This is a genomic window from Lysobacter korlensis, assembly GCF_042434515.1.
Window position 1 is genome coordinate 35,308 of the sequence record NZ_JBHLTG010000012.1, and the last position, 20,476, is coordinate 55,783.

At 68.6% G+C, this 20,476-nt stretch carries 17 protein-coding genes and 2 riboswitches; of the genes, 3 read left to right on the forward strand and 14 right to left on the reverse strand.

The features are described 5' to 3' along the window. Positions 1–5 precede the first annotated feature (5 nt). On the forward strand, positions 6–956 hold the full coding sequence (dapD, locus tag ACFFGH_RS30850; RefSeq protein ID WP_386676104.1) for a 2,3,4,5-tetrahydropyridine-2,6-dicarboxylate N-succinyltransferase: 951 nt from the start codon (positions 6–8) through the stop codon (positions 954–956). A gap of 44 nt (positions 957–1,000) precedes the next feature. On the opposite strand, the gene ACFFGH_RS30855 is transcribed toward dapD, so the two are convergent. From ACFFGH_RS30855 to ACFFGH_RS30885, 7 genes are all read right to left on the reverse strand, one after another. Further along, positions 1,001–2,293 (reverse strand): citrate synthase, encoded by a 1,293-nt coding sequence (locus ACFFGH_RS30855; RefSeq protein WP_386676106.1) that lies wholly within the window; start codon positions 2,291–2,293, stop codon positions 1,001–1,003. A gap of 180 nt (positions 2,294–2,473) precedes the next feature. Further along, on the reverse strand, positions 2,474–3,589 hold the full coding sequence (dapC, locus tag ACFFGH_RS30860) for a succinyldiaminopimelate transaminase (protein WP_386676108.1): 1,116 nt from the start codon (positions 3,587–3,589) through the stop codon (positions 2,474–2,476). Positions 3,590–3,595: 6 nt separating this feature from the next. After that, positions 3,596–3,922 (reverse strand): ferredoxin, encoded by a 327-nt coding sequence (fdxA, locus tag ACFFGH_RS30865; protein ID WP_386676110.1) that lies wholly within the window; start codon positions 3,920–3,922, stop codon positions 3,596–3,598. A 9-nt stretch (positions 3,923–3,931) separates the two neighbouring features. After that, positions 3,932–5,035: a PIG-L family deacetylase gene (locus ACFFGH_RS30870; protein ID WP_386676112.1), complete on the reverse strand. Its 1,104-nt coding sequence runs from the start codon at positions 5,033–5,035 to the stop codon at positions 3,932–3,934. Positions 5,036–5,051: 16 nt separating this feature from the next. After that, a complete protein-coding gene (locus ACFFGH_RS30875; protein WP_386676114.1) occupies positions 5,052–5,531 on the reverse strand; it encodes a hypothetical protein in 480 nt (159 codons plus the stop codon). Continuing rightward, on the reverse strand, positions 5,531–7,438 hold the full coding sequence (typA, locus tag ACFFGH_RS30880; protein WP_386676116.1) for a translational GTPase TypA: 1,908 nt from the start codon (positions 7,436–7,438) through the stop codon (positions 5,531–5,533). Before typA ends, ACFFGH_RS30875 begins: the two co-directional genes overlap by 1 nt. 118 nt (positions 7,439–7,556) lie before the next feature. After that, entirely contained in the window at positions 7,557–9,215 is a 1,659-nt protein-coding gene (locus ACFFGH_RS30885) for a dipeptide ABC transporter ATP-binding protein (protein ID WP_386676118.1), read from the reverse strand. A 50-nt stretch (positions 9,216–9,265) separates the two neighbouring features. Between ACFFGH_RS30885 and ACFFGH_RS30890 the strand changes: the two genes are divergently transcribed. Beyond that, entirely contained in the window at positions 9,266–9,874 is a 609-nt protein-coding gene (locus tag ACFFGH_RS30890) for a PH domain-containing protein (RefSeq protein ID WP_386676119.1), read from the forward strand. A gap of 5 nt (positions 9,875–9,879) precedes the next feature. Here the strand turns inward: ACFFGH_RS30890 and ACFFGH_RS30895 are convergent, their stop codons facing one another. The 3 genes from ACFFGH_RS30895 to ACFFGH_RS30905 all read right to left on the reverse strand — a co-directional run bounded on the left by ACFFGH_RS30895 (position 9,880) and on the right by ACFFGH_RS30905 (position 14,382). Beyond that, on the reverse strand, positions 9,880–10,950 hold the full coding sequence (locus tag ACFFGH_RS30895) for an ABC transporter permease (RefSeq protein WP_386676121.1): 1,071 nt from the start codon (positions 10,948–10,950) through the stop codon (positions 9,880–9,882). Next, complete coding sequence (locus ACFFGH_RS30900) at positions 10,950–12,479, reverse strand: ABC transporter permease (protein WP_386676123.1); 1,530 nt, start codon at positions 12,477–12,479, stop codon at positions 10,950–10,952. Before ACFFGH_RS30900 ends, ACFFGH_RS30895 begins: the two co-directional genes overlap by 1 nt. Before the next feature lie 103 nt (positions 12,480–12,582). Then, complete coding sequence (locus ACFFGH_RS30905; RefSeq protein WP_386676125.1) at positions 12,583–14,382, reverse strand: ABC transporter family substrate-binding protein; 1,800 nt, start codon at positions 14,380–14,382, stop codon at positions 12,583–12,585. Between the two features lie 254 nt (positions 14,383–14,636). On the opposite strand from ACFFGH_RS30905, the gene ACFFGH_RS30910 reads away from it, so the two are divergent. Further along, positions 14,637–15,446 carry a CPBP family intramembrane glutamic endopeptidase gene (locus ACFFGH_RS30910; protein WP_386676127.1) on the forward strand — a complete coding sequence of 270 codons (810 nt, stop codon included), beginning with the start codon at positions 14,637–14,639 and terminating at the stop codon, positions 15,444–15,446. An 86-nt stretch (positions 15,447–15,532) separates the two neighbouring features. On the opposite strand, the gene gcvP is transcribed toward ACFFGH_RS30910, so the two are convergent. The 4 genes from gcvP to ACFFGH_RS30930 form a co-directional block, all read right to left on the reverse strand. Next, on the reverse strand, positions 15,533–18,547 hold the full coding sequence (gene gcvP / locus ACFFGH_RS30915; RefSeq protein WP_386676128.1) for an aminomethyl-transferring glycine dehydrogenase: 3,015 nt from the start codon (positions 18,545–18,547) through the stop codon (positions 15,533–15,535). Next, the gene (gcvH, locus tag ACFFGH_RS30920) at positions 18,544–18,918 is read right to left on the reverse strand and encodes a glycine cleavage system protein GcvH (protein WP_386676130.1); all 375 of its coding nucleotides are present in this window, start codon (positions 18,916–18,918) and stop codon (positions 18,544–18,546) included. The genes gcvP and gcvH overlap by 4 nt, the downstream gene beginning before the upstream one ends. Then, entirely contained in the window at positions 18,915–20,036 is a 1,122-nt protein-coding gene (gene gcvT / locus ACFFGH_RS30925; RefSeq protein ID WP_386676132.1) for a glycine cleavage system aminomethyltransferase GcvT, read from the reverse strand. The genes gcvH and gcvT overlap by 4 nt, the downstream gene beginning before the upstream one ends. A 36-nt stretch (positions 20,037–20,072) precedes the next feature. Next, a riboswitch (glycine riboswitch) is annotated at positions 20,073–20,169 on the reverse strand. Between the two features lies 1 nt (position 20,170). Next, a riboswitch (glycine riboswitch) is annotated at positions 20,171–20,257 on the reverse strand. Positions 20,258–20,322: 65 nt separating this feature from the next. Beyond that, a complete protein-coding gene (locus tag ACFFGH_RS30930; RefSeq protein WP_386676134.1) occupies positions 20,323–20,475 on the reverse strand; it encodes a hypothetical protein in 153 nt (50 codons plus the stop codon). Position 20,476 lies beyond the last annotated feature (1 nt).

A 20,476-nucleotide genomic window follows, 5' to 3' on the forward strand; every position in this document is an offset into this window, starting at 1 on the left:
AGCCGATGAACGAGGACACGACCCGCTTCGCGTGGGGCTATGGCTTGGCGACCGTCGCGGATGACGGGACGGTCCTCGACACGTACTTCGCCGCCCCGAAGCTGGGTCCGGTCCCGGAGGGCGTCGATCCGTACATCGCCCCGGCCGAGCTCGAGGAGCTGGCCCAGCCGGACCCGCGCCGGAACGTGCGTGTCGACTTCGTCACCGTCTCCATCGACCTGGACGCCCCGCCGGCGTCCACACCGGATGCCTATCTGCGCCTGCATCTGCTGAGCCACCTGCTGGTGCAGCCGAACGGGCTCAACCTCGACGGGATCTTCGGGCACCTGCCGATCGTCGCCTGGACGACCGCGGGGCCGATGCACCCGGAGGACTTCACCCGGTTGCGCCCGAAGCTGCAGCGGCACGGCATCTCGGTGCTGGGCATCGACAAGTTCCCCCGGCTCGTCGACTACGTCACGCCCGACCGGGTGCGGATCGCGGACGCGTCCCGTGTGCGGCTCGGCGCCCACCTCTCCCCCGGCACGACGGTCATGCACGAAGGGTTCGTGAACTTCAACGCCGGCACGCTCGGCAGCTCGATGGTGGAGGGCCGGATCTCGCAGGGTGTCGTGGTCGGCGCGGGCACCGACATCGGCGGCGGCGCATCCATCATGGGCACGCTCTCCGGCGGCGGAACCCATCGCGTGCAGATCGGCGCCCGCGCGCTGCTCGGCGCGAACTCCGGCATCGGCATCTCGATCGGCGACGACAGCGTGGTCGAAGCCGGCCTCTACGTCACCGCAGGCACGAAGGTGATGGTGCTGGAGCCGGACAAGGAGCCGGTGGTGCTCAAGGCATCTGAGCTGAGCGGCGTCCCGGGGCTGCTGTTCCGCCGCAACTCGCTCACGGGCGCCGTCGAGGTGCTCCCGCGCACCGGCACGGGCATCCAGCTCAACGCCGCCCTCCACGCGTAGGCGCTGCTCCGGTCCCCGAGCTCGCCGAAGGGACCGGGCATTTCTCACGCCTCGCGGTTCGGCCACTCCCGGGCCGGGGCGCCGACGTAGAGCTGCTGCGGACGGCCGATCTTCGTGGACTTGTCGGTGTTCATCTCGCGCCAGTGCGCGATCCAGCCGGGCAGCCGGCCGATGGCGAACAGCACGGTGAACATCCGGGTCGGGAAGCCCATCGCCTTGTAGATCACGCCGGTGTAGAAGTCCACGTTCGGATACAGGCGCCGCTCAACGAAATAGTCGTCGGCGAGCGCGACCTCCTCGAGCTGCTTCGCGATGTCGAGCAGCGGGTCGTTCACACCGAGGGCGTCGAGCACCTCGTCGGCGCTCTCCTTCACGAGCTTCGCCCGCGGGTCGAAGTTCTTGTACACCCGGTGACCGAAGCCCATGAGCTTGACGCCCTGCTCCTTGTTCTTCACCCGCTCGATGAACTGCTCCACACTCTCGCCCGAGTCGCGGATGTCGGCGAGCATCTTGAGCACCGCCTCGTTCGCGCCGCCGTGCAGCGGCCCGTAGAGGGCGTTGATGCCGGCGGAGATCGACGCGAACATGTTGGCCTCGGTGGAGCCGACCAGGCGCACTGTGGACGTGGAGGCGTTCTGCTCGTGGTCCTCGTGCAGGATCAGCAGCCGGTCGAGCGCCTTCGAGAGGACCGGGTTGACCTGGTACTCCTCTGCCATGGTGCCGAAGTTGAGCTTCAGGAAGTTGTCGACGAAGTTCAGCGAGTTGTCCGGGTAGAGGAACGCCTGGCCGAGGCTCTTCTTGTGCGCATACGCCGCGATGACGGGAAGCTTCGCGAGGAGGCGGATGGTGGAGATCTCGATCTGCTCGGGATCCCGGACGCTGAGCGAGCCTTCGTAGAACGTGGACAGCGCCGAGACGGCGCTCGAGAGCACCGACATGGGGTGCGCCGTGTGCGGGAGGGCGTCAAAGAACCGTCGCAGGTCCTCGTGCAGAAGGGTGTGCCGGCGGATCCGCTCCTCGAACGCGCTCAGCTGGGCCGGGGTCGGCAGCTCGCCGTAGATCAGCAGCCAGGCGACCTCGAGGTAGGTGGAGTGCGCCGCGACATCCTCGATCGAATACCCGCGGTAGCGCAGGATGCCGGCGTCACCATCGATGTAGGTGACCGCGCTGCGCGTGGCCGCCGTGTTGACGAACCCGTAGTCGAGCGCGGTGAGACCGGTCTGTTTCGTGAGCGTCGAGACATCGATGCTCGCGGCGCCGTCGACGCCGGGGAGGATCGGGAATTCGGCAGTTCCGCCGGGGTACGCGAGGGTGGCCTTCTGCGGGTCGTCGCTCACGGAGTCTCCTGATTCGTGCTGCCGTCGTGGTTCGAGCGGCGTGCCCGGTTCGCGGTCCCTGAGCCTGTCGAAGGATCTGAGCTTGTCGAAGCGAAGGGTCTGACGGCACGGGCACACGCCACTGACAGCCTATGGGCAAAGCGCAGGACGGTCCGATTCGCCTCGGATCGCCGCGGTCGCTCAGAGACCGAGGTGCGCCAGGCGCTCGACGGCCTCATCGATGGCCGCGTCGGATGCGGTGAGCGCCACACGCACGTGGCCGGCGCCGGCGTCGCCGTAGAACGTCCCGGGCGCCACCAGAATGCCCAGCTCGGCGAGTGCCGCGACCGTTGCCCAGGCCTCCTGGCCACGGGTCGCCCACAGGTACAGCCCGGCGGTGCTCTCATCGATCCGGAACCCCGCCCGGGTGAGCGCAGCGGCGAGGCGCTCCCGCCTTGACCGGTACACCACCCGCTGCGCCGCCACATGCTCGTCGTCGCCGAGCGCCACCGCCATGGCGGCCTGCACCGGCGCTGGCGGCAGCAGCCCGGCGTGCTTCCGCACCGCGAGGAGCGCCGCGACGATCGCCGGGTCGCCGGCTGCGAATCCGGCTCGGTAGCCCGCGAGGTTCGACTGCTTGCTCAGCGAATAGACGGAGAGCACCCCGGTGAGGTCACCGCCGGTGACCTCCGGGGCGAGGATGCAGGCGGTCGGCTCATCCCCCGCCCAGTTGAGCTCTGCGTAGCACTCGTCGTTCGCGATCACCGCGCCGAGTTCCCGGGCCCGCGACACGGCTGCGGCGAGGAGACCTGCGTCGAGCACTCGCCCATCCGGGTTGCCCGGGCTGTTGAGCCAGATCAGGCGCGCGTTGTCCGGCCACGCGTCCGGATCGTCCTCGGCGACCGACTCCGCCCGGGCCAGGGCAGCTGCGATCGCATAGGTCGGATAGGCGAGGCTCGGCTGCACCACCACGTCACCTGGCCCCAGCCCCAGCATCAGCGGGGTCCACGCGATGAGTTCCTTCGACCCGATCGACGGCAGCACGTGCTCCCGGCCGAGACCCGTCACACCGCGGCGGCGGGCGTACCATGCGGCGATCGCATCCCGCAGGGCGGTGGAGCCGGCCGTCAGGGGGTAGGCGTGCGCGTCCGAGGCGTCGCGGATCGCCGCCCGGACGAGCTCCGGGGTCGTATCGACCGGCGAGCCGACGGACAGGTCGACCAGCCCCGATGGATGCCTCCGTGCGGTCGCAGCGTGCGGGGCGAGGGAATCCCAGGGGAAGCCGGGAAGCGACAGCCCGAGGTCGCGCTGGGTCACCAGGCGCTACGCGTTCGCAGCCTGCGGCGGCAGAGCCGCGACGACCGGGTGGTCCTTGTGGATCACGCCGACCTTGGCCGCGCCTCCTGGAGAGCCGATGTCGTCGAAGAACTCGACGTTGGCCTTGTAGTAGTCCGCCCACTGCTCGGGCAGGTCGTCCTCGTAGTAGATGGCCTCCACCGGGCACACCGGTTCGCAGGCGCCGCAGTCGACGCATTCGTCGGGCTGGATGTAGAGCATCCGGTCGCCTTCATAGATGCAGTCCACCGGACACTCATCGATGCAGGCGCGATCTTTCAGGTCGACGCAAGGGAGGGCAATGACGTAGGTCACGCTGGAAGTCTACCGACGCCTTCCTCGGCGTTCGATCCGAGGCCACCCCAAGGCGACGACGGCGATCAGCACCGGACCCAACGTCCAGGCGTATCCGATCCCGTTCGAGGGGATGAGCACGGACCCGCCCATCCCGGGCATGGCGAGCGCCGCCTCCGCGCCGATCACCCCGAGCGCGGCGGCGAGCGGAACGGTTCGTCCGTCGAAGATCAGCCGCAGACCGACGATCAGTCCGGCCACCGCGGTGAGGCTCAGCAGGATGCCGATCGGCGGCACGTACTGGTGACCGGTGGTGCCGAGGACGCCGAGTGCGGCGCCGAGTGCGAGCGCGAGAACCCCCGCGACGACCATGGACACCACGGAGGGCTGCTCGTCCGGCGTCTGCAGCCGCAGCCTGCGGAACGACTCCGTCGTGTCGATGGGATGCCACTCACCGTTCGACAGCTGGAAGGAGTCGCGGTCGACCACCACCTGCGTGCGGTGTGCGGCGAGGGCTCTGCGCTTTCGTTCGAGCACCGGCCGCACGTCCACGCTCGTGGTCGGTTCGAGCTCCGACTCGGCCGGCAGCACGGCGTAGAAGGGCACGCGCAGCACCTCGGCCGCGCGGCGTGCCGCCTGGTGCACCCGGATGTGGTCGGGGTGTCCGTAACCGCCGCGCTCGTCGTAGCTGACCACGACGTCGGGATCGACATCGAGGATCACCGCTGCGATGTCGGCCGCCACCTCGCCGAGGTCGGCCGCGCAGAGTGACTCCGGGTGCGGATCGGACACCGGCTCCGGTCCGTCGGCGCCCCAGCGCATCCCGCTGTCCAGGTACATCCGCTCCGGCAGGCCCGGACGGCGGGCATCGAGAGCGCCGAGGAAGCGGGAATCGGAGACACCGAGCTCGCGGAGGGCGCCGCGCAGCTCGTCCTCACGGATGGCCACGAGATCGGGTGAGCCCTCGAAGTGCGCGAGCTCGGGCGGGATGACCTCGCCCCGCTCCCCGCGGGTGCAGGTGAGCACCGTCACGGCGGCGCCACGGTCCACCAGGGTGGCGATGGTGCCGCCGGTGGCGATGGACTCGTCGTCGGGATGGGCGTGCACGAACAGCACCCGCTCCGGCCCGGTCATCGTGATGGCTCCGCGGTCAGGACGGGGTGACGACGTACGTGGCGGTGGCCTGTCCGGACTCGGTCGCAACCACCAGCACGACGGTGTGGTCGGCGGAGGTGAAGGTGCCGAAGCCGCTGTTCGCGTCCGAGTTGACGGCGGATGCGGTGAACCCGGCGCCCTCCAGGGCCGCCTTCGCCTGCTCGAACTCCGCCGCGGAGGCGAGCTCGGTGCGCGCCACCCAGCCGGTGCCGTTCGGGCCGCTGCCACCTCCGAGCACCGTGCCGGTCACCGGCACCGCATCGGCCGGGAAGCCCTCCGGCAGCTGTCCGTCGCTGGTGATGGCGGTTCCGCCGAGCGCGTCCTCGACGAGCCCCTCGACCCCGCCCTGCAGCTGTTCGGCGCCTTCGCCGACGAGGCCCTCGATCACGTTGTCGAGCGGCGTGCCGGTGCAGCCGGTGAGCGTCAGCGCCGAGGCGAGCGCCACCACGATGACCCGGGTCGCAGCGCGGCGCATCAGGCGTCCTGCTTCTTCAGCCGCGACGTCGCGCGGGCCCGGGCGGTCTGGTCGAGCTCCACCTTGCGGATGCGGACGACCTCCGGGGTGACCTCGACGCATTCGTCCTCGCGGGCGAACTCGAGGCACTCCTCGAGCGACAGCTGCTTCGACGGGGTCATCGACTCGAACGTGTCGGCGGTGGAGGAGCGCATGTTGGTGAGCTTCTTCTCCTTGGTGATGTTCACGTCCATGTCGTCGGCGCGGGAGTTCTCGCCGATCACCATGCCCTCGTAGACCTCCTCGGTCGGGTTCACGAAGAAGGTCATCCGCTCCTGCAGGTTCACGATGGCGAACGGGGTGACGACACCGGCGCGGTCGGCGACGATCGAGCCGTTGGTGCGCGTCGTGATGGTGCCGGCCCAGTCGCCGTAGCCGTGCGAGATGGCGTTCGCGATGCCGGTTCCGCGGGTGATGGTGAGGAACTCGGTTCGGAAGCCGATCAGACCGCGGGAAGGGACGATGAACTCCATCCGCACCCAGCCGGTGCCGTGGTTCGCCATGTTGTCCATGCGGCCCTTGCGGGCGGCCATCAGCTGGGTGATGGCGCCGAGGTACTCCTCGGGAGCGTCGATGGTGAGGTGCTCGAACGGCTCCTGGAGCTTGCCGTCCACCCGTCTGGTGACCACCTGCGGTTTGCCCACGGTGAGCTCGAAGCCCTCGCGGCGCATGTTCTCCACCAGGATCGCGAGTGCGAGCTCGCCGCGGCCCTGCACCTCCCAGGCGTCCGGCCGTCCGATGTCGACGACGCGGATGGACACGTTGCCGATCAGCTCACGGTCGAGACGGTCCTTGACCATGCGGGCGGTGAGCTTGTGGCCCTTCACCTTGCCGACGAGCGGCGACGTGTTGGTGCCGATCGTCATGGAGATCGCCGGCTCGTCGACCGTGATCGCGGGGAGCGGCCGCACGTCATCCGGGTCGGCGATGGTCTCGCCGATGGTGATCTCCGGGATGCCGGCGACCGCGACGATGTCGCCGGCGTGGGCCTCCTCCGCCGGGTAGCGCTCGAGGGCGCGGGTCTTCAGCAGCTCGGTGATCCGCACGTTCGACACCGAGCCGTCGTGCTTCACCCACGCGACGGTCTGGCCCTTGCGCAGGCTGCCGGAGAAGACGCGCAGCAGCGCGATGCGGCCGAGGAACGGCGACGCGTCGAGGTTCGTGACGTGCGCCTGCAGGGGATGCTCGTCGTCGTAGCGAGGCGCCGGGATGTGCTCGAGGATCGCCCCGAACAGCGGCTCCAGGTCGTCGTTGTCGGGCATGCTGCCGTTGGCGGGCTTGGTGAGGCTCGCGGCCCCGTTCCGGCCGGAGGCGTAGACCACCGGCACGTCGAGCACCGCGTCGAGGTCCAGGTCCGGCACGTCGTCCGACAGGTCGCTGGCGAGCCCGATGAGGAGGTCCTGGCTCTCGGAGACCACCTCGTCGATCCGGGCGTCCGGGCGATCGGTCTTGTTCACCAGCAGGATCACGGGAAGCTTCGCCTCGAGCGCTTTGCGCAGCACGAATCGGGTCTGCGGCAGCGGGCCCTCGCTGGCGTCGACGAGGAGCACCACGCCGTCGACCATGCTGAGACCGCGCTCGACCTCGCCGCCGAAGTCGGCGTGGCCCGGGGTGTCGATGACGTTGATCGTCACGGGTCCGTCGGTCGCGTGGGCGCCGGCGTAGCTGATCGCCGTGTTCTTGGCGAGGATCGTGATCCCCTTCTCACGCTCCAGGTCGTTGGAGTCCATGGCGCGGTCCTCGACGTGCGCGTGGTCTCCGAAGGAGTTGGTCTGGCGCAGCATGGCGTCGACGAGGGTCGTCTTGCCGTGGTCGACGTGGGCGACGATCGCCACGTTGCGCAGGTCGGTGCGGACGGCAGAAGCCATGAAAGAGAACCTCGGGGAATTGAAGAGAATGGCGGCGCAGACGGCAGCCGCGTTCCCAATCGTACCGGAGCACCGCCGAACCGGCTTCCGGCGCCATCGCGGTGCGCTGCGTGGAGTCTCAGCGGGCGCGCTGCTCGCGGCGCTCCCGCTGCCGTTCCGGATCAGGCACCGGCACAGCGGCGATCAGGCGCTGCGTGTACGCCTCCTTGGGGCTGCGGAGGATCTCGTCCCGCGGCCCCTGCTCCACGATCCTGCCGCGGTGCATCACCGCGATCCGGTGCGCGAGGAGGTCGACGACGGCGAGGTCGTGGCTGATGAACAGGCACGCGAAGTTCAGCTGGTGCTGCAGCTCCTGCAGCAGATCGAGGAACCTGGCCTGCACGGACACGTCGAGCGCGCTGGTCGGCTCGTCGGCCACGAGCAGGTCGGGGCCGAGGGCGAGCGCCCTGGCGATGCCGACCCGCTGCCGCTGACCGCCGGAGAGCTCGTGCGGGTAGCGGTTCCGGTAGCTGCGCGGCAGCTCGACCTGGTCGAGCAGGGTCTCGACGCGCCGGTCGAGATCCGTGCCCTTCGCCTCACCGGCGAGCAGCAGCGGCTCGCCGATGCTCTGGCCGATCGGCATGCGGGGGTTCAGCGAAGAGGCGGGGTCCTGGAAGACGATGCCGGTCTTGCGCCGGATGGGCCGCAGGTCCTTGTCGGAGGCCTTGGAGATGTCGTGGCCGGCGCAGATCAGTGTGCCATCCGCGATCGGAAGCAGACCGACTGCGGCGCGGCCGATGGTGGTCTTGCCGGACCCCGACTCCCCCACCAGCCCGAGGATCTCGCCGGGGAAGATGTCGAGGGTCACCCCTTCCGCAGCACGGAAGGCGGGGATGCGTCCGCGCTTCGGGTACTCGATCGCGACGTCCTTGAGCGAGAGCACGGGCTGCGCGGCGCTGGCCTGATCGAGCAGCCGCTGCTCGCTGACGCCCAGGTTCGGCACCGCTGCGAGGAGCTGCTTCGTGTACTCGTGCTTCGGTGCGCTGAAGACTTCGCTCACCGTGCCGGTCTCGACGACCTTGCCGTTGCGCATCACCATGATGCGGTCGGCGAGGTCGGCAACGACGCCCATGTCATGCGTGATCAGCAGGATGGCACTGTCGAGGCGCTTGTGCAGGTTGCGCATCAGGTCGAGGATCTCGGCCTGCACGGTGACGTCGAGCGCGGTGGTGGGCTCGTCGGCGATGAGCAGCACCGGGTCGCAGGAGATCGACTGCGCGATCATGGCACGCTGGCGCTGACCGCCGGACAGCTGATGCGGGTACTTGTTGAACGACTGCTCCGGGTTGGGCATCTCGACCTGCCGCAGCAGCTCGATCGCGCGCTCCTTCGCCTCCTTCGGTCCCAGCGGGTACTGGGAGCGCAGCGCCTCGACGATCTGGAATCCGATCGTGTAGACGGGGTTCAGCGCCGTCATCGGCTCCTGGAAGATCGCGGCGATCTGCCCGCCTCGCACCTTGCGGAGCTCCGCCGGGTCGATGCTCGAGATGTCCTTGCCGAGGAGCTTCACGGAGCCGGTGACGCGGGCGTTCGGCGGCAGCAGGCCGAGGAGCGCCATGGAGCTGGAGCTCTTTCCGGACCCGGACTCACCGACGATGGCGAGCACCTCGCCCCGGCCGATCCGGAAGTTCATGTCCTCGGCGGCCGGGTAGAACTCGCCGTCGACCCAGAAGTCGACATCGAGGTTCTGGACTTCGAGAACGGTTTCGGCGACGGGCGCCGGTGCAGCGGTGCTCACTGGGAATCCTTCCGAGCGTCGAGAGTGCCCACATCTGAAAAGCTGAGCCCATGGTGTTTCGTCCCGCTCGCTTCCAGCCGTCGTTCGGCCGGGTGCTCACGGTGGTGGTGTCCGCGGTCGCCATCGCGGCACTCGGCGGCTTTCTTCTCACCGGCGACGTGGACGGCCTGCTGCGCTACGGGGCGCTGCCGCTGCTGCTGATCGCGGTCGTCTGGGCGCTGTTCTGGGCGCCGGAGCTGCGGGTCGAGGAGCACGCCGTCACGGTGCGGAACGTGCTGCGCACCCACTTCGTCCCCTGGAACGCGATCCAGCGCATCGACACCAGGTTCTCGCTCACGCTGTACACGGCCGACGGCAAGATCGACGTCTGGGCGGCGCCGGCGCCAAGCCGGTACACCGTCCCGAGCATGACTGAGCACGACGCCCGCCGCGTCGCCGAGTCGGCGCGCGCCGCCGGCGGCTCGATCCGGCCGGGCGATTCGCTGACGAGCGCGTCCGGCGCCGCCGCACACGTGATCCGGCTGCACTGGGAGCTGCTCCGCGACGAGGGCGCCCTGGACGCCGCTCCCCCGCATCCCGTCCGCGTGCAGTGGCACTACGGCACGGCGGCGCTGCTCGCGGTGCTGACCGCCGCGGCCATCAGCGGCCTGCTGCTGTAGGACACTCACGGACGGCTGGTTCCGGTGTCCGCGTCGGTGCCGCGCGTCACGATCTCCGCCTGCGTGCGGCGCCCCTTGTCTCCCTTGGCGAGGGCACGCTCGGTGGGCATCCGCTTCTGGCGGGGGTCGAACGCATCGCGGAGCCCGTCGCCGATGAAGTTGACGCACAGGGCGATGGCGATGATGAACAGGCCCGGCCACCAGAACAGCCACGGACGGGTGCCGAATGCGGACTGGTTGTCGGTGATGATCTTGCCGAGCGACGTGTCGGGCGATTGCACGCCGAACCCGAGGAAGCTGAGCGCTGTCTCCAGCAGGATGGCTGCCGCCATCAGGAGCGTCGCGTTGACGATGATGACGCCGACGGCGTTCGGCAGAATGTGGCGGAAGATGATCCGGCGGTCCCGGGCACCGGCCACCCGCGCGGCGTCGACGAACTCCCGTTCACGAAGCGACAGGAACTCCGCGCGGACGAGTCGTGCGAGGCCCGTCCACGCGAACAGTCCGAGGACGATGCCGAGCGCGACCGCGCCGAGGTTGCCGACCGCCCGGCCGAGCACCGCCCCGATGACGATGACCGGGATGGTGATGATGATGTCGGTGAACCGCATGATCACCGAGTCCACGCCCTTGCGGTAATACCCGGCGATCGCTCCGAGCACCGTCCCGATGGTGGTGCCGAGCACTCCCACGATCACCATCACCATCAGCGACTGCTGGGTGCCGCGCATGACGACGGCGAAGATGTCACGACCGACCTCGTCCTGGCCGAACGGGTGCGTGCCGCTCGGGCTCGTGCGGTCGACGATGGGATTCAGCTCGGACCAGTGGTATGGCCACCAGCCGGTGATCCGCAAGTCGCCGAGCGTCACACCGACGCTCGTCACCGAGAGCAGGATGATGCCCGCGAGCACCACCATCGAGATGAGGGCGCCTTTGTGCCGGAAGAAGCGCTTGCGGACGATCTGGCCCTGGCTGAGGCCGGCGACCTCTTTGAGCTCGAGGTTCGACTCTTCATCGGTGACTCCGGGCTCGTGGTGGCCGGGATCCTGGACCGGGATGTTGAGGTTGGTCATTACGAGAGCCTGATTCGGGGGTCGAGGGCGGCGTAGACGAGATCCGCGATGAGGTTGAAGATGATCGCCAGGGCACCGGTCACCAGGAAGAACGCCATCACGGGGTTCGGGTCGACACGGTCCAGACCGTTGATGAAGAGGGCCCCCATACCGGTCCACGCGAACACGCGCTCCGTGATGACGGCGCCGCCGACGATCGCGCCGACGTCGAACGCGACGATCGTCGCGATCGGGATGAGGGCGTTCCGGAAGGCGTGACGGACGATGACGGTGCGCTCGGTGAGGCCCTTCGCGCGTGCGGTGCGGATGTAGTCCTGGTTCATCACCTCGAGCATGCTCGACCGCGTGTACCGGGTGTAGCTGGCCACGGAGACCAGGATGAGGGCGATCGTGGGCAGAAGCAGGTGGGTGAAGGAGTCGACGCCCTGCACCCAGAAGTTGCCGCCGAGGTTCGGGGTCACCGAACCGATCGTCGCGATGGGGCGCCCACGCACGCGGCTGGAGTTGGAGTACGCCTCCCAGTACGACATGTACTCGTCGATGGCGATCAGTCCGCCCATGATCACCGCGACGAGCGCCGCGGTGCGCGCCACCTGCCAGCGGTCGTTGCCGCCCCAGAACCAGCCGATGACACCGCCGACCAGGATGGTCACCACGGCCAGGCCGAGGAACAGCGGCATCGTCATCCGGCCGAAGATGAACTGCAGCGGGTAGTAGAGCGCCACACCGAGCGCGACCACCGTCAGCGACGCGTACAGCGACCTGCGGTTCTTCAGCCCGGTCGAGACCGCCGTGATCCCGACGGCGGCCGCGATTCCGGTGAGCGTGATCAGCACGATGCCGAGGCCAGGGGTGAGGAACCAATCGGTGGCGCTCATGTAGAAGAGGATTCCGGCGGTGACCGCCGTTGCGACGCCGAAGACGATGCCTCGCCGTCGCCAGTTGCCGCCCGCGACTGCGGCCCAGACCACGCCGGAGAGGATCGCCGCGATCACGATCACGATCGGCGGTATGTCGGGATTCCGCAGGAAGTCGTTGAAGCCGATGGCGATGTACTGCTTGAGCAGGACCGCGACCCAGAAGATCGGCAGCGAGAAGAAGAGGAAGGCGATGAACGTCACGCCGTAGTCGAAGCCGCTGTACTGACGCAGCGCGGTGACGATGCCGACGATCACGCCGATGATGATGGCGAGGATGGCGGCGGTTGTGACGAGCTGCAGCGTTTGGCCGAGTGCGTTCTCGAGGAGCGCGATCACCGGCTGCCCCTGCACGTTGTACCCGAGATCGCACTGGCCGATCACGCACTTGCTGACGCCGCCGAGCCAGATGAAGTAGCGCAGATACGGAGGGACGTCGAGGTGCAGCAGGTCGATGCGCCGCTCGATGAGCTGTGCCGCGTTCGGTGCGGTGCTGGCGCGGAGGTCCTCGAGCGGGTCGCCTGACAGCGCCGTCAGGACATACATGATGTATGTCGCCGCGAGGAGGACGAAGAATGAGGCGATCAGACGCCGGATGACGAAGGTTGCCATGGGAAGAGGCGGTTCCCTTTTCTGTTGTCACAGGGTCTGGACGCTGGGACGGCTTTCGCCGTCCCAGCGTCCAGTGGGTTACGAGGTTCTCAGATCGCTCTGATTACTCGGCGAGCTCCCAATCCCATGCGTTCCAGAAGATGGTCGGCGCGAGGATCGACGGGTCGACGCCCGTGATCGTGTCCTTCACACCAGTCACCGACGGGAACTGGAAGATCGTCACACCGTAGGCGTCAGCCCACAGGTGCGCGTCGATCTCCGTGAGAATCCGACGCTGCTCCGCCTCATCGAACGTCGTCTCCAGCTCGTCGAACAGCGCAGTGACGTCTTCGTTCTCGTAGTAGTTGAGGTTGTTGATGCCGCCCGGCACGTAGTTCGCCCGCGGCTCGGTCACCGCAAGGCCCGTCGACTGCCACCCGAACAGCGAGGCGTCGTAGGCGCCCGGCGTGCCGAGCAGACCGCCCCAGCCGGCGTCCGAGCAGTCCGTCACGTTGAAGCCGGCCTGGTTGGCGGACTCCTGGATGATGGCGAACTCGTTCACGCGGCGCGGGTTCTCGCTGTCGAACAGGATGCAGACCTCGGGGTTCTCGACCCCTGCCTCGGCGAGGAGCGCCTGGGCGCCCTCGATGTCGACCTCGGCGTAGGCGTCGGAGCCGTTCGCGGCAACAGCCTCGTCGTAGCCCTCAGCGCCAGGCACGAACAGCTGCGAGTTCCGGACGATGGCCTCGTCACCGATGATCGGCTCGATCAGCGTCTCGACGATCTGCTGACGCGGAACGGTCTTCAGGAACGCCTCGCGGATCCGCTGGTCGTCGAAGTGACCGCTCTTGGACTGGTCGAACTGCAGGTCGACGTGCTCGTAGGTGCCCTCGAGTCCCTTGATGATCTCGACACCGTCCACAGCCTCCAGGGCCTCGACGACGTCCGTCGTCGACTGGGGCGAGATGACGTCGACCTCACCGTTCTCCAGCGCCGTGACCGCGGCGAGCGGGTCACCGATGAACCGGATCGTCAGCTCCTCGATGTTCGGCTGCAGGTCGCCCGTGTAGTTCTCGTTGGCACGGAGGGTGATGTACTGATCGGCCACGAACTCCTCGATGGTGTACGGACCACTCGAGACGACGAGCGCCTCGTTCTCCGGCATCTCGGTGAAGTTGAACGCGGTGTTCCACGTGTTCGCGATCGGGGCGAGGTCCGCGGCGTCGTTGTTCTGGATCGCGGAGATCAGACGCTCCTTCGCCTCGGTCGGGTCGTCGATGCCGAGCGCCTCACCCGCGACGACGTGCGCCGGCAGGTCGATGTCGAACGCGGTCTCCCAGTCGACGTAGGGCTTCGAGTAGGTCAGCGTGACGGTCTTGCCGTCGTCGCTGATCTCGGGAACCTCGTCGACGAGGTCGAGACCCGATCCGCCGCCGTCGAAATAGACCTGGTCCTCAGGGAAGTCCTCGGTGATGGCACCGGTCTCCGGGTCCTGGAACTCCGACGGGTCGAAGTCCGGGTCGTTGAACGCGTTGGAGTTCGCCGCCCACGACAGCAGGAGGTCCGCCGCGTCGATCGGCACACCGTCCGACCACTCAACGCCGTCCGCGATGGTGTAGGACACCTGCAGCGGGTCTTCGCTCACCAGCTCGTACGTGCCGAACGAGTCATTGGTGACCAGCTCGGGCACGTTGTTGTAGTAGTTGAAGCCCGGGTTGGTCAGGTAGATGATGTTGGCGTTCGCCGTGGCGTTGCCGTACGAGGTGTTGCCGTTGTACGCGTAGAACGCCTGGTTCCACGCAGCACTGACGCTCGTGCCTTCGTCGAGTCCGCTGTCTTCCGCCTCGGGGGCAGAGCAGCCGGACAGGACGATGGCACCAGCGCCGATCGCGGCAACAGCTGCCCCGAGTCGTCTGATCTTCAATGTTCCTCCTGTGCAAGATGAGCGGGAACAGCATGCTGTAAGCGCTGTCCCGCTGTATAGGGGAAGCCTAAATACCCGGTGGCCGGGGGCAAAACCCGCGCGCGAAACGTTACTAACCGGTAACTGGAATCGGTCTGTTTTTAGCGCCTATGCAACAATCTTGCGCCCGGACCCTGGCTCTGCGCTGTGCATTGCGCCAAACGGCGCTCCTCTCGGGAATCGCTCGCCAGTTCGCCCCGCGTAGCATCGGAACCGTGTCTGCCTCCGAGTCCGTCGCCGGTCGCCGTCGGATCGCGGCGGAGATCGCCATCGTGCTCGGGTTGTCGTTCGGTGCGTCGGCGGTATACGCGCTGGTGGCGATCGCCAACCGGCTGACCCTCGACCGTCCGCTCTCCCAGCAGACGGCCACCCTGAACCCGTCGCAGAGCCCGCGGCCGGTGTTCGACCTCATCTACCAGTTCCTCGGGATCCTCTTCGATCTGGTCCCGGTCGCTCTCGTCTGCTACCTGCTGTGGCGGGCCACGCGTCCGCACCTCGGCCGGCTCGGGCTCGATGGCCGCCGGGTGGGGCGCGATGTGCTGTGGGGCGTCGTGCTGGTGCTCGTCATCGGTATCCCGGGCCTGGCGCTGTATCTGACCGGGCGCGCGCTGGGCCTCGCGCCGACGGTCGTCGCCACGGGGCTCGACGAGCACTGGTGGACCATCCCGGTGCTGCTGCTGTCCGCGCTCCGCGCCGGTGTGACGGAGGAGGTCATCGTCGTCGGCTACCTCTTCGCGCGGCTGCGGGACCTGCGCTGGGGAACCTGGACCATCATCCTGAGCGCGGCGGTGCTGCGCGGGGCGTACCACCTGTACCAGGGGGTGCCGGCCTTCTTCGGGAACGTCGCGATGGGCGTGCTCTTCGGTTGGCTCTACTCCAGATACGGGCGTCTGCTCCCGCTCATCGTCGCGCACACGCTGATCGACGCGGTCGTCTTCGTCGGGTACCCGTTCGCGGTGGCACTCCTGCCCGACCTCTTCGCCCCGCCAGTGCTTCCCACATCGACCCCGACGCCGTCTGGGTAGTCGACGGTCGCTGCGCCTGTCGAAGCGTCCGCCCCGAAGTGCAGCACGTCGTCGGTCCGTCCGACCCACTCATGGACGGGGCACTCCTACGCGAAGGCCTCCACCGGCGGGCAGGCGCACACCAGGTTGCGGTCGCCGAAGGCCTGGTCGATGCGGCGGACCGGCGGCCAGTACTTGGCACGCACCAGCGACCGGACCGGGTAGACCGCCTCTTCGCGGGTGTAGCCGTGGTCCCACTCCCCCGCGATGACGGCCTCGGCCGTGTGCGGGGCGTGCCGCAGCGGATTGTCCGCCGCGGACCAGCGCCCGTCGGCCACGGCATCCGCTTCGGCCTTGATCGCGATCATCGCCTCGATGAACCGTTCGAGCTCGGGGAGGTCCTCACTCTCGGTCGGCTCCACCATGAGGGTGCCGGCGACGGGGAACGACATGGTCGGCGCGTGGAACCCGTAGTCGATGAGCCGCTTCGCGACATCCTCCACCGTCACGCCGGTGGCCTGGGTGAGCGGCCGGACGTCGAGGATGCACTCGTGCGCGACGAGGCCGTTGTCGCCTGCGTAGAGCACCGGGAATGAGTCCCGCAGCCGGGCAGCGACGTAATTCGCGGCGAGCACCGCAGCCCCGGTGGCGCGCATCAGTCCGTCGGCACCCATCATCCGCACGTACGCCCAGCTGATGGGCAGGATGCTGGGGCTGCCGTACGGCGCGGCGCTGACCGGCCCGCCGCCGTGCACCAGGGAGCCGGCGTTCCCGGTGAGCAGATCGAACGCCGGGTGCACCGGGCTCTGCGACTGCGGATGCCCGGGGAGGAAGGGCGCGAGGTGCGCCTTCGCAGCGACCGGCCCGACGCCGGGGCCGCCGCCGCCGTGCGGGATGCAGAAGGTCTTGTGCAGGTTCAGGTGCGATACGTCGCCCCCGAACTCGCCGAACCGGGCGTACCCGAGCAGCGCGTTCAGGTTCGCGCCGTCGACGTACACCTGCCCGCCCGCCTCGTGCACCGCATCCGTGACCGCCCGGATCTCGTGCTCGTACACGCCGTGGGTCGATGGGTAGGTGACCATGAGCGCAGCCAGCTCGCCGGCGTGCTCGTCGATCCTGGCGTGCAGGTCGTCGAGGTCGACGTTGCCGTACTCGTCCGTCCTGACCACCACGACGCGCATCCCGGCGAGCACGGCGCTTGCGGCGTTGGTGCCGTGCGCACTCTGCGGGATGAGGCAGATGTTCCGCTGGTCGTCGCCGTTCGCGAGGTGGTAGCCGCGGATCGCGAGGAGACCCGCGAGCTCGCCCTGACTCCCCGCGTTGGGCTGCAGCGAGACGGTGTCGTACCCGGTGAGCTCGGCCAGCCAGGTCTCGAGGTGCGAGATGAGCACCATGTAGCCCGTGACGTCCTCGGTCGGCGCGAACGGGTGGATCTCCGCGAACTCCGGCCAGGTCACCGCCGCCATCTCCGTGGCCGAGTTGAGCTTCATCGTGCACGAGCCGAGCGGGATCATCCCGCGGTCGAGCGCGTAGTCCTTGTCGGCGAGGTACTTGAGGTACCGCATCATGGCCGTCTCGGTGCGGTGCGTGTTGAAGACCGGGTGCGTGAGGAAGTCGGTCGTGCGGCGGAGATCCTCGGGCACCCCGGTCGATGAGTACTCCGCCCAGCCTCCGCCCATGCCGAACGACGCCGCGAGGGCGTCATCCAGCTCGAGGTGAGACGTGCCACTGCGCCCGCCGATCACTCCCGTCTCCGCCGTCGCCTCGTCGAAGCTGAGCGAGACCGTGTCGTCGTCGACGAGGTGCAGCAGCAGGTCGCGTTCCAGCGCGGCGGCGACGATCTCGGCCGCGCGGCCCGGAGTACGCACCGTCAGGGTGTCGAAGTAGGAGTCGTGCACGATCTCGAACCCGGCCCGCTTCAGCCGGTCGGCGAATGCGCGGGTCTTCCGGGCTACGTTCCACGCGATCCTGGTGAGCCCGCCGGGCCCGTGGTACACCGCGTACATCGACGCGAGAATGGCGAGCAGCACCTGCGCCGTGCAGATGTTGCTGGTGGCCTTCTCCCGGCGGATGTGCTGCTCCCGTGCCTGCAGGCTCAGCCGGTAGGCGGGGTGTCCGTCGGCATCCTTCGACACGCCGACCAGCCGGCCCGGGAGCTGCCGCTCGAGGCCGGCGCGGACGGCCATGTAGCCGGCGTGCGGTCCGCCGAAGCCCATGGGCACGCCGAAGCGCTGGCTGGTGCCGACGGCGACGTCCGCGCCCAGGTCTCCCGGCGAGGCGACCATCGTCAGCGCGAGCAGGTCGGCTGCGACGATCGCGAGACCGCCGGCATCGTGCACGGCGTCGATCACGGCGGTGGGGTTCCAGACCCGGCCGGACGCGCCGGGGTACTGCACGAAGACCCCGAACGCCTCTGGGAGGGACGCCTCGGCCGCTGAGCCGGTCGACCCGTCGATCGGTACCGGGACCGCGCCGTCTTCGGAGGTGGTCCCCTCGACAGGCTCAGGGAGCGTGCCCGAACCGGGCTCAGGGGTGGTGAAGTCGACCTCCACCAGGTCGATGCCCACCGCCTCCGCGCGGGTCGTGAGCACGGCCTTCGTCTGGGGGAAGGCATCCGCGTCGACCAGGAACACGTTCGACGGCGACTTCGAAGCCCGGCGGGCGAGCAGCATCCCCTCGACCACGGCGGTCGCCTCGTCGAGCATCGATGCGTTCGCCGTCGCCATCCCGGTGAGATCGGACACCATCGTCTGGAAGTTGATCAGCGCTTCCAGCCGGCCCTGCGAGATCTCCGGCTGGTAGGGCGTGTACGCCGTGTACCAGCTCGGGTTCTCGAGCACGTTGCGCTGAATCACCGACGGCGTCAGGGTTCCGTAATAGCCCAGTCCGATCATCGAGCGGCGGACCTTGTTGTGACGGGCGATCGCACGCAGCTCGGCGAGCGCCTCCCGCTCGGTTGCGGCCTTCGGGATCGAGCTCTCCGCGACGGGCAGGGCGCGGATCGACTCCGGGACGGCGGCGTGCACCAGATCCTCGACCGTGTCGTAGCCGAGCACCGAGAGCATCTGCAGCTGGGCAACGGAATCCGTTCCGATGTGCCGGTCCGTGAAGGGGGTGCTCACTGCTCGCCGACCAGCTTCTCGTACTCGTCGGCGCTGAGCAGCTGCGGCAGCTCGGAGAAGCGCACCTTCAGCAGCCAGCCGACGCCGTAGGGGTCGCTGTTGACGAGCTCCGGCTTCGACAGCACGTCGTCGTTGCGCTCGAGCACCTCACCGCTGACCGGGGCGAACAGCTCCCCGACCGACTTCGTCGACTCGATCTCGCCGATGACCGCTCCCGCGGTGAGCGCGTCCCCTGCGGACGGCAGGTCGACGTAGACGACGTCACCGAGCTGGTCCGCGGCGTAGGAGGTGACGCCGACCGTCGCGGTGTCGCCTTCCACGTCGACCCACTCGTGCTCGGCGGTGAACAGCAGTCCGGTGGGGGCGTTCATGATGCTGCCTTTCGGGAGTAGAACGGACGCGCGGCGACCGTGGCTGGGATGCGCGTGCCGCGCACATCGACGGCGAGTCTGGTTCCCTCACCTGCGAATTCGGGGGCGACGTAGGCCATGGCGATCGGATGGCCGAGCGTCGGGGAGAGTGCACCGGAGGTCACGGTGCCGATCAGGCCGGCGCCGTCGCCGTCACCGTCGAGCACCGGGTACCCGGCGCGAGGCGCCCGGCGACCCTCCGCGGTGAGGCCCACGAGCACCGGTGCGCCGTCGTCCGGTCCCCGCTCGACGGCTGCTCGTCCGATGAACTCCGTCTGCTTGGTCAGGGCGACGGCGCGGGCGAGTCCAGCCTGCACCGGCTGCACATCGCTGCTCAGCTCGTGGCCATAGAGGGGCATGCCGGCCTCCAGACGGAGGGTGTCGCGGCTCGCGAGCCCGGCGGGGAGCAGGCCGCTGCCGGCACCGACCTCGCGGATCGCAGTCCACAGCTGCGCCGCGGCATCCGGGGCGAGAAACAGCTCGAAGCCGTCCTCGCCGGTGTAGCCGGTGCGGGCGACCAGAACCTCGTGCCCGTCGAAGCGGGCCGGCGCGCTTCGGTAGTAGCGGAGCTCGCCCAGCGGTGTCTCGAGTGGCTGCTCCAGGTTCTCGAGAATCTCCCGCGACTTCGGCCCCTGCAGCGCGATCAGCGCGATGTCGTCGCTCTCGTCGAACACATCGCAGGTGAACGGTGAGCACCGGTTGCGCAGCTCCTCGGCGACGAGCTCCCGGTTCGAGGCGTTCGCGACCACAAGGTAGCGATCGCTGCCGGTGCGGTACACGACCAAGTCGTCGAGAATGCCGCCCTGCTCATCGAGCAGCAGCGAGTACTTGGCCTGGCCGGCCACGATCGCTGACAGGTCGGCGCTGAGTGCGTAGTCGAGGGCGGCCGCCGCCTCGGGTCCGACCACCACGATCTCGCCCATGTGCGACAGGTCGAAGAGGCCCGCCGCGGTGCGGACGGCGTGATGCTCGGCCAGATCCGAGCTGTACCTGACCGGCATCTGCCAGCCGGCGAAGTCGGTGAAGCTCGCTCCGGCATCGGCATGGAGCTGGTGGAGCGGAGAGAGGCCTATCGTCACTGAGTTCTCCTGGCGCGCGAGGGCTGCGGGTGGAACTCCCCCTCTGTCATCTGCCTGAGAGCTTCGCGTCGGGGTCGCCGTCGCTTTCACCGTGGGCGGAATCGAGCGAAGCTCGATTCGCTTTTCAGAGTGGCCAGTGCGGTGCGGTACAGATACCTGAGAGATTGGCGGGGAGGCTTGCTCCTTCGGTGCCCCTGGTGGGGCTCTCCCGCATCGCGTTCGCGGCCCGGTGTTCGGTTGTGGTCATGAGCCTACCAACCGTCCGGGCGCGCAGCGGCTCCGGTGCTCAGTGCGAGTCGTCGTCGTCGCGGTTGCTGCGGAAGTACCGCACCGCCTGAAGGATCAGCACGACCACTGTGGCGACCGCGGCGAGGACGAACAGCCCGCCTACCCACGGTGGCGTGCCGGGCGGCGCGGGGATGGGGAACATCGGCTGCATG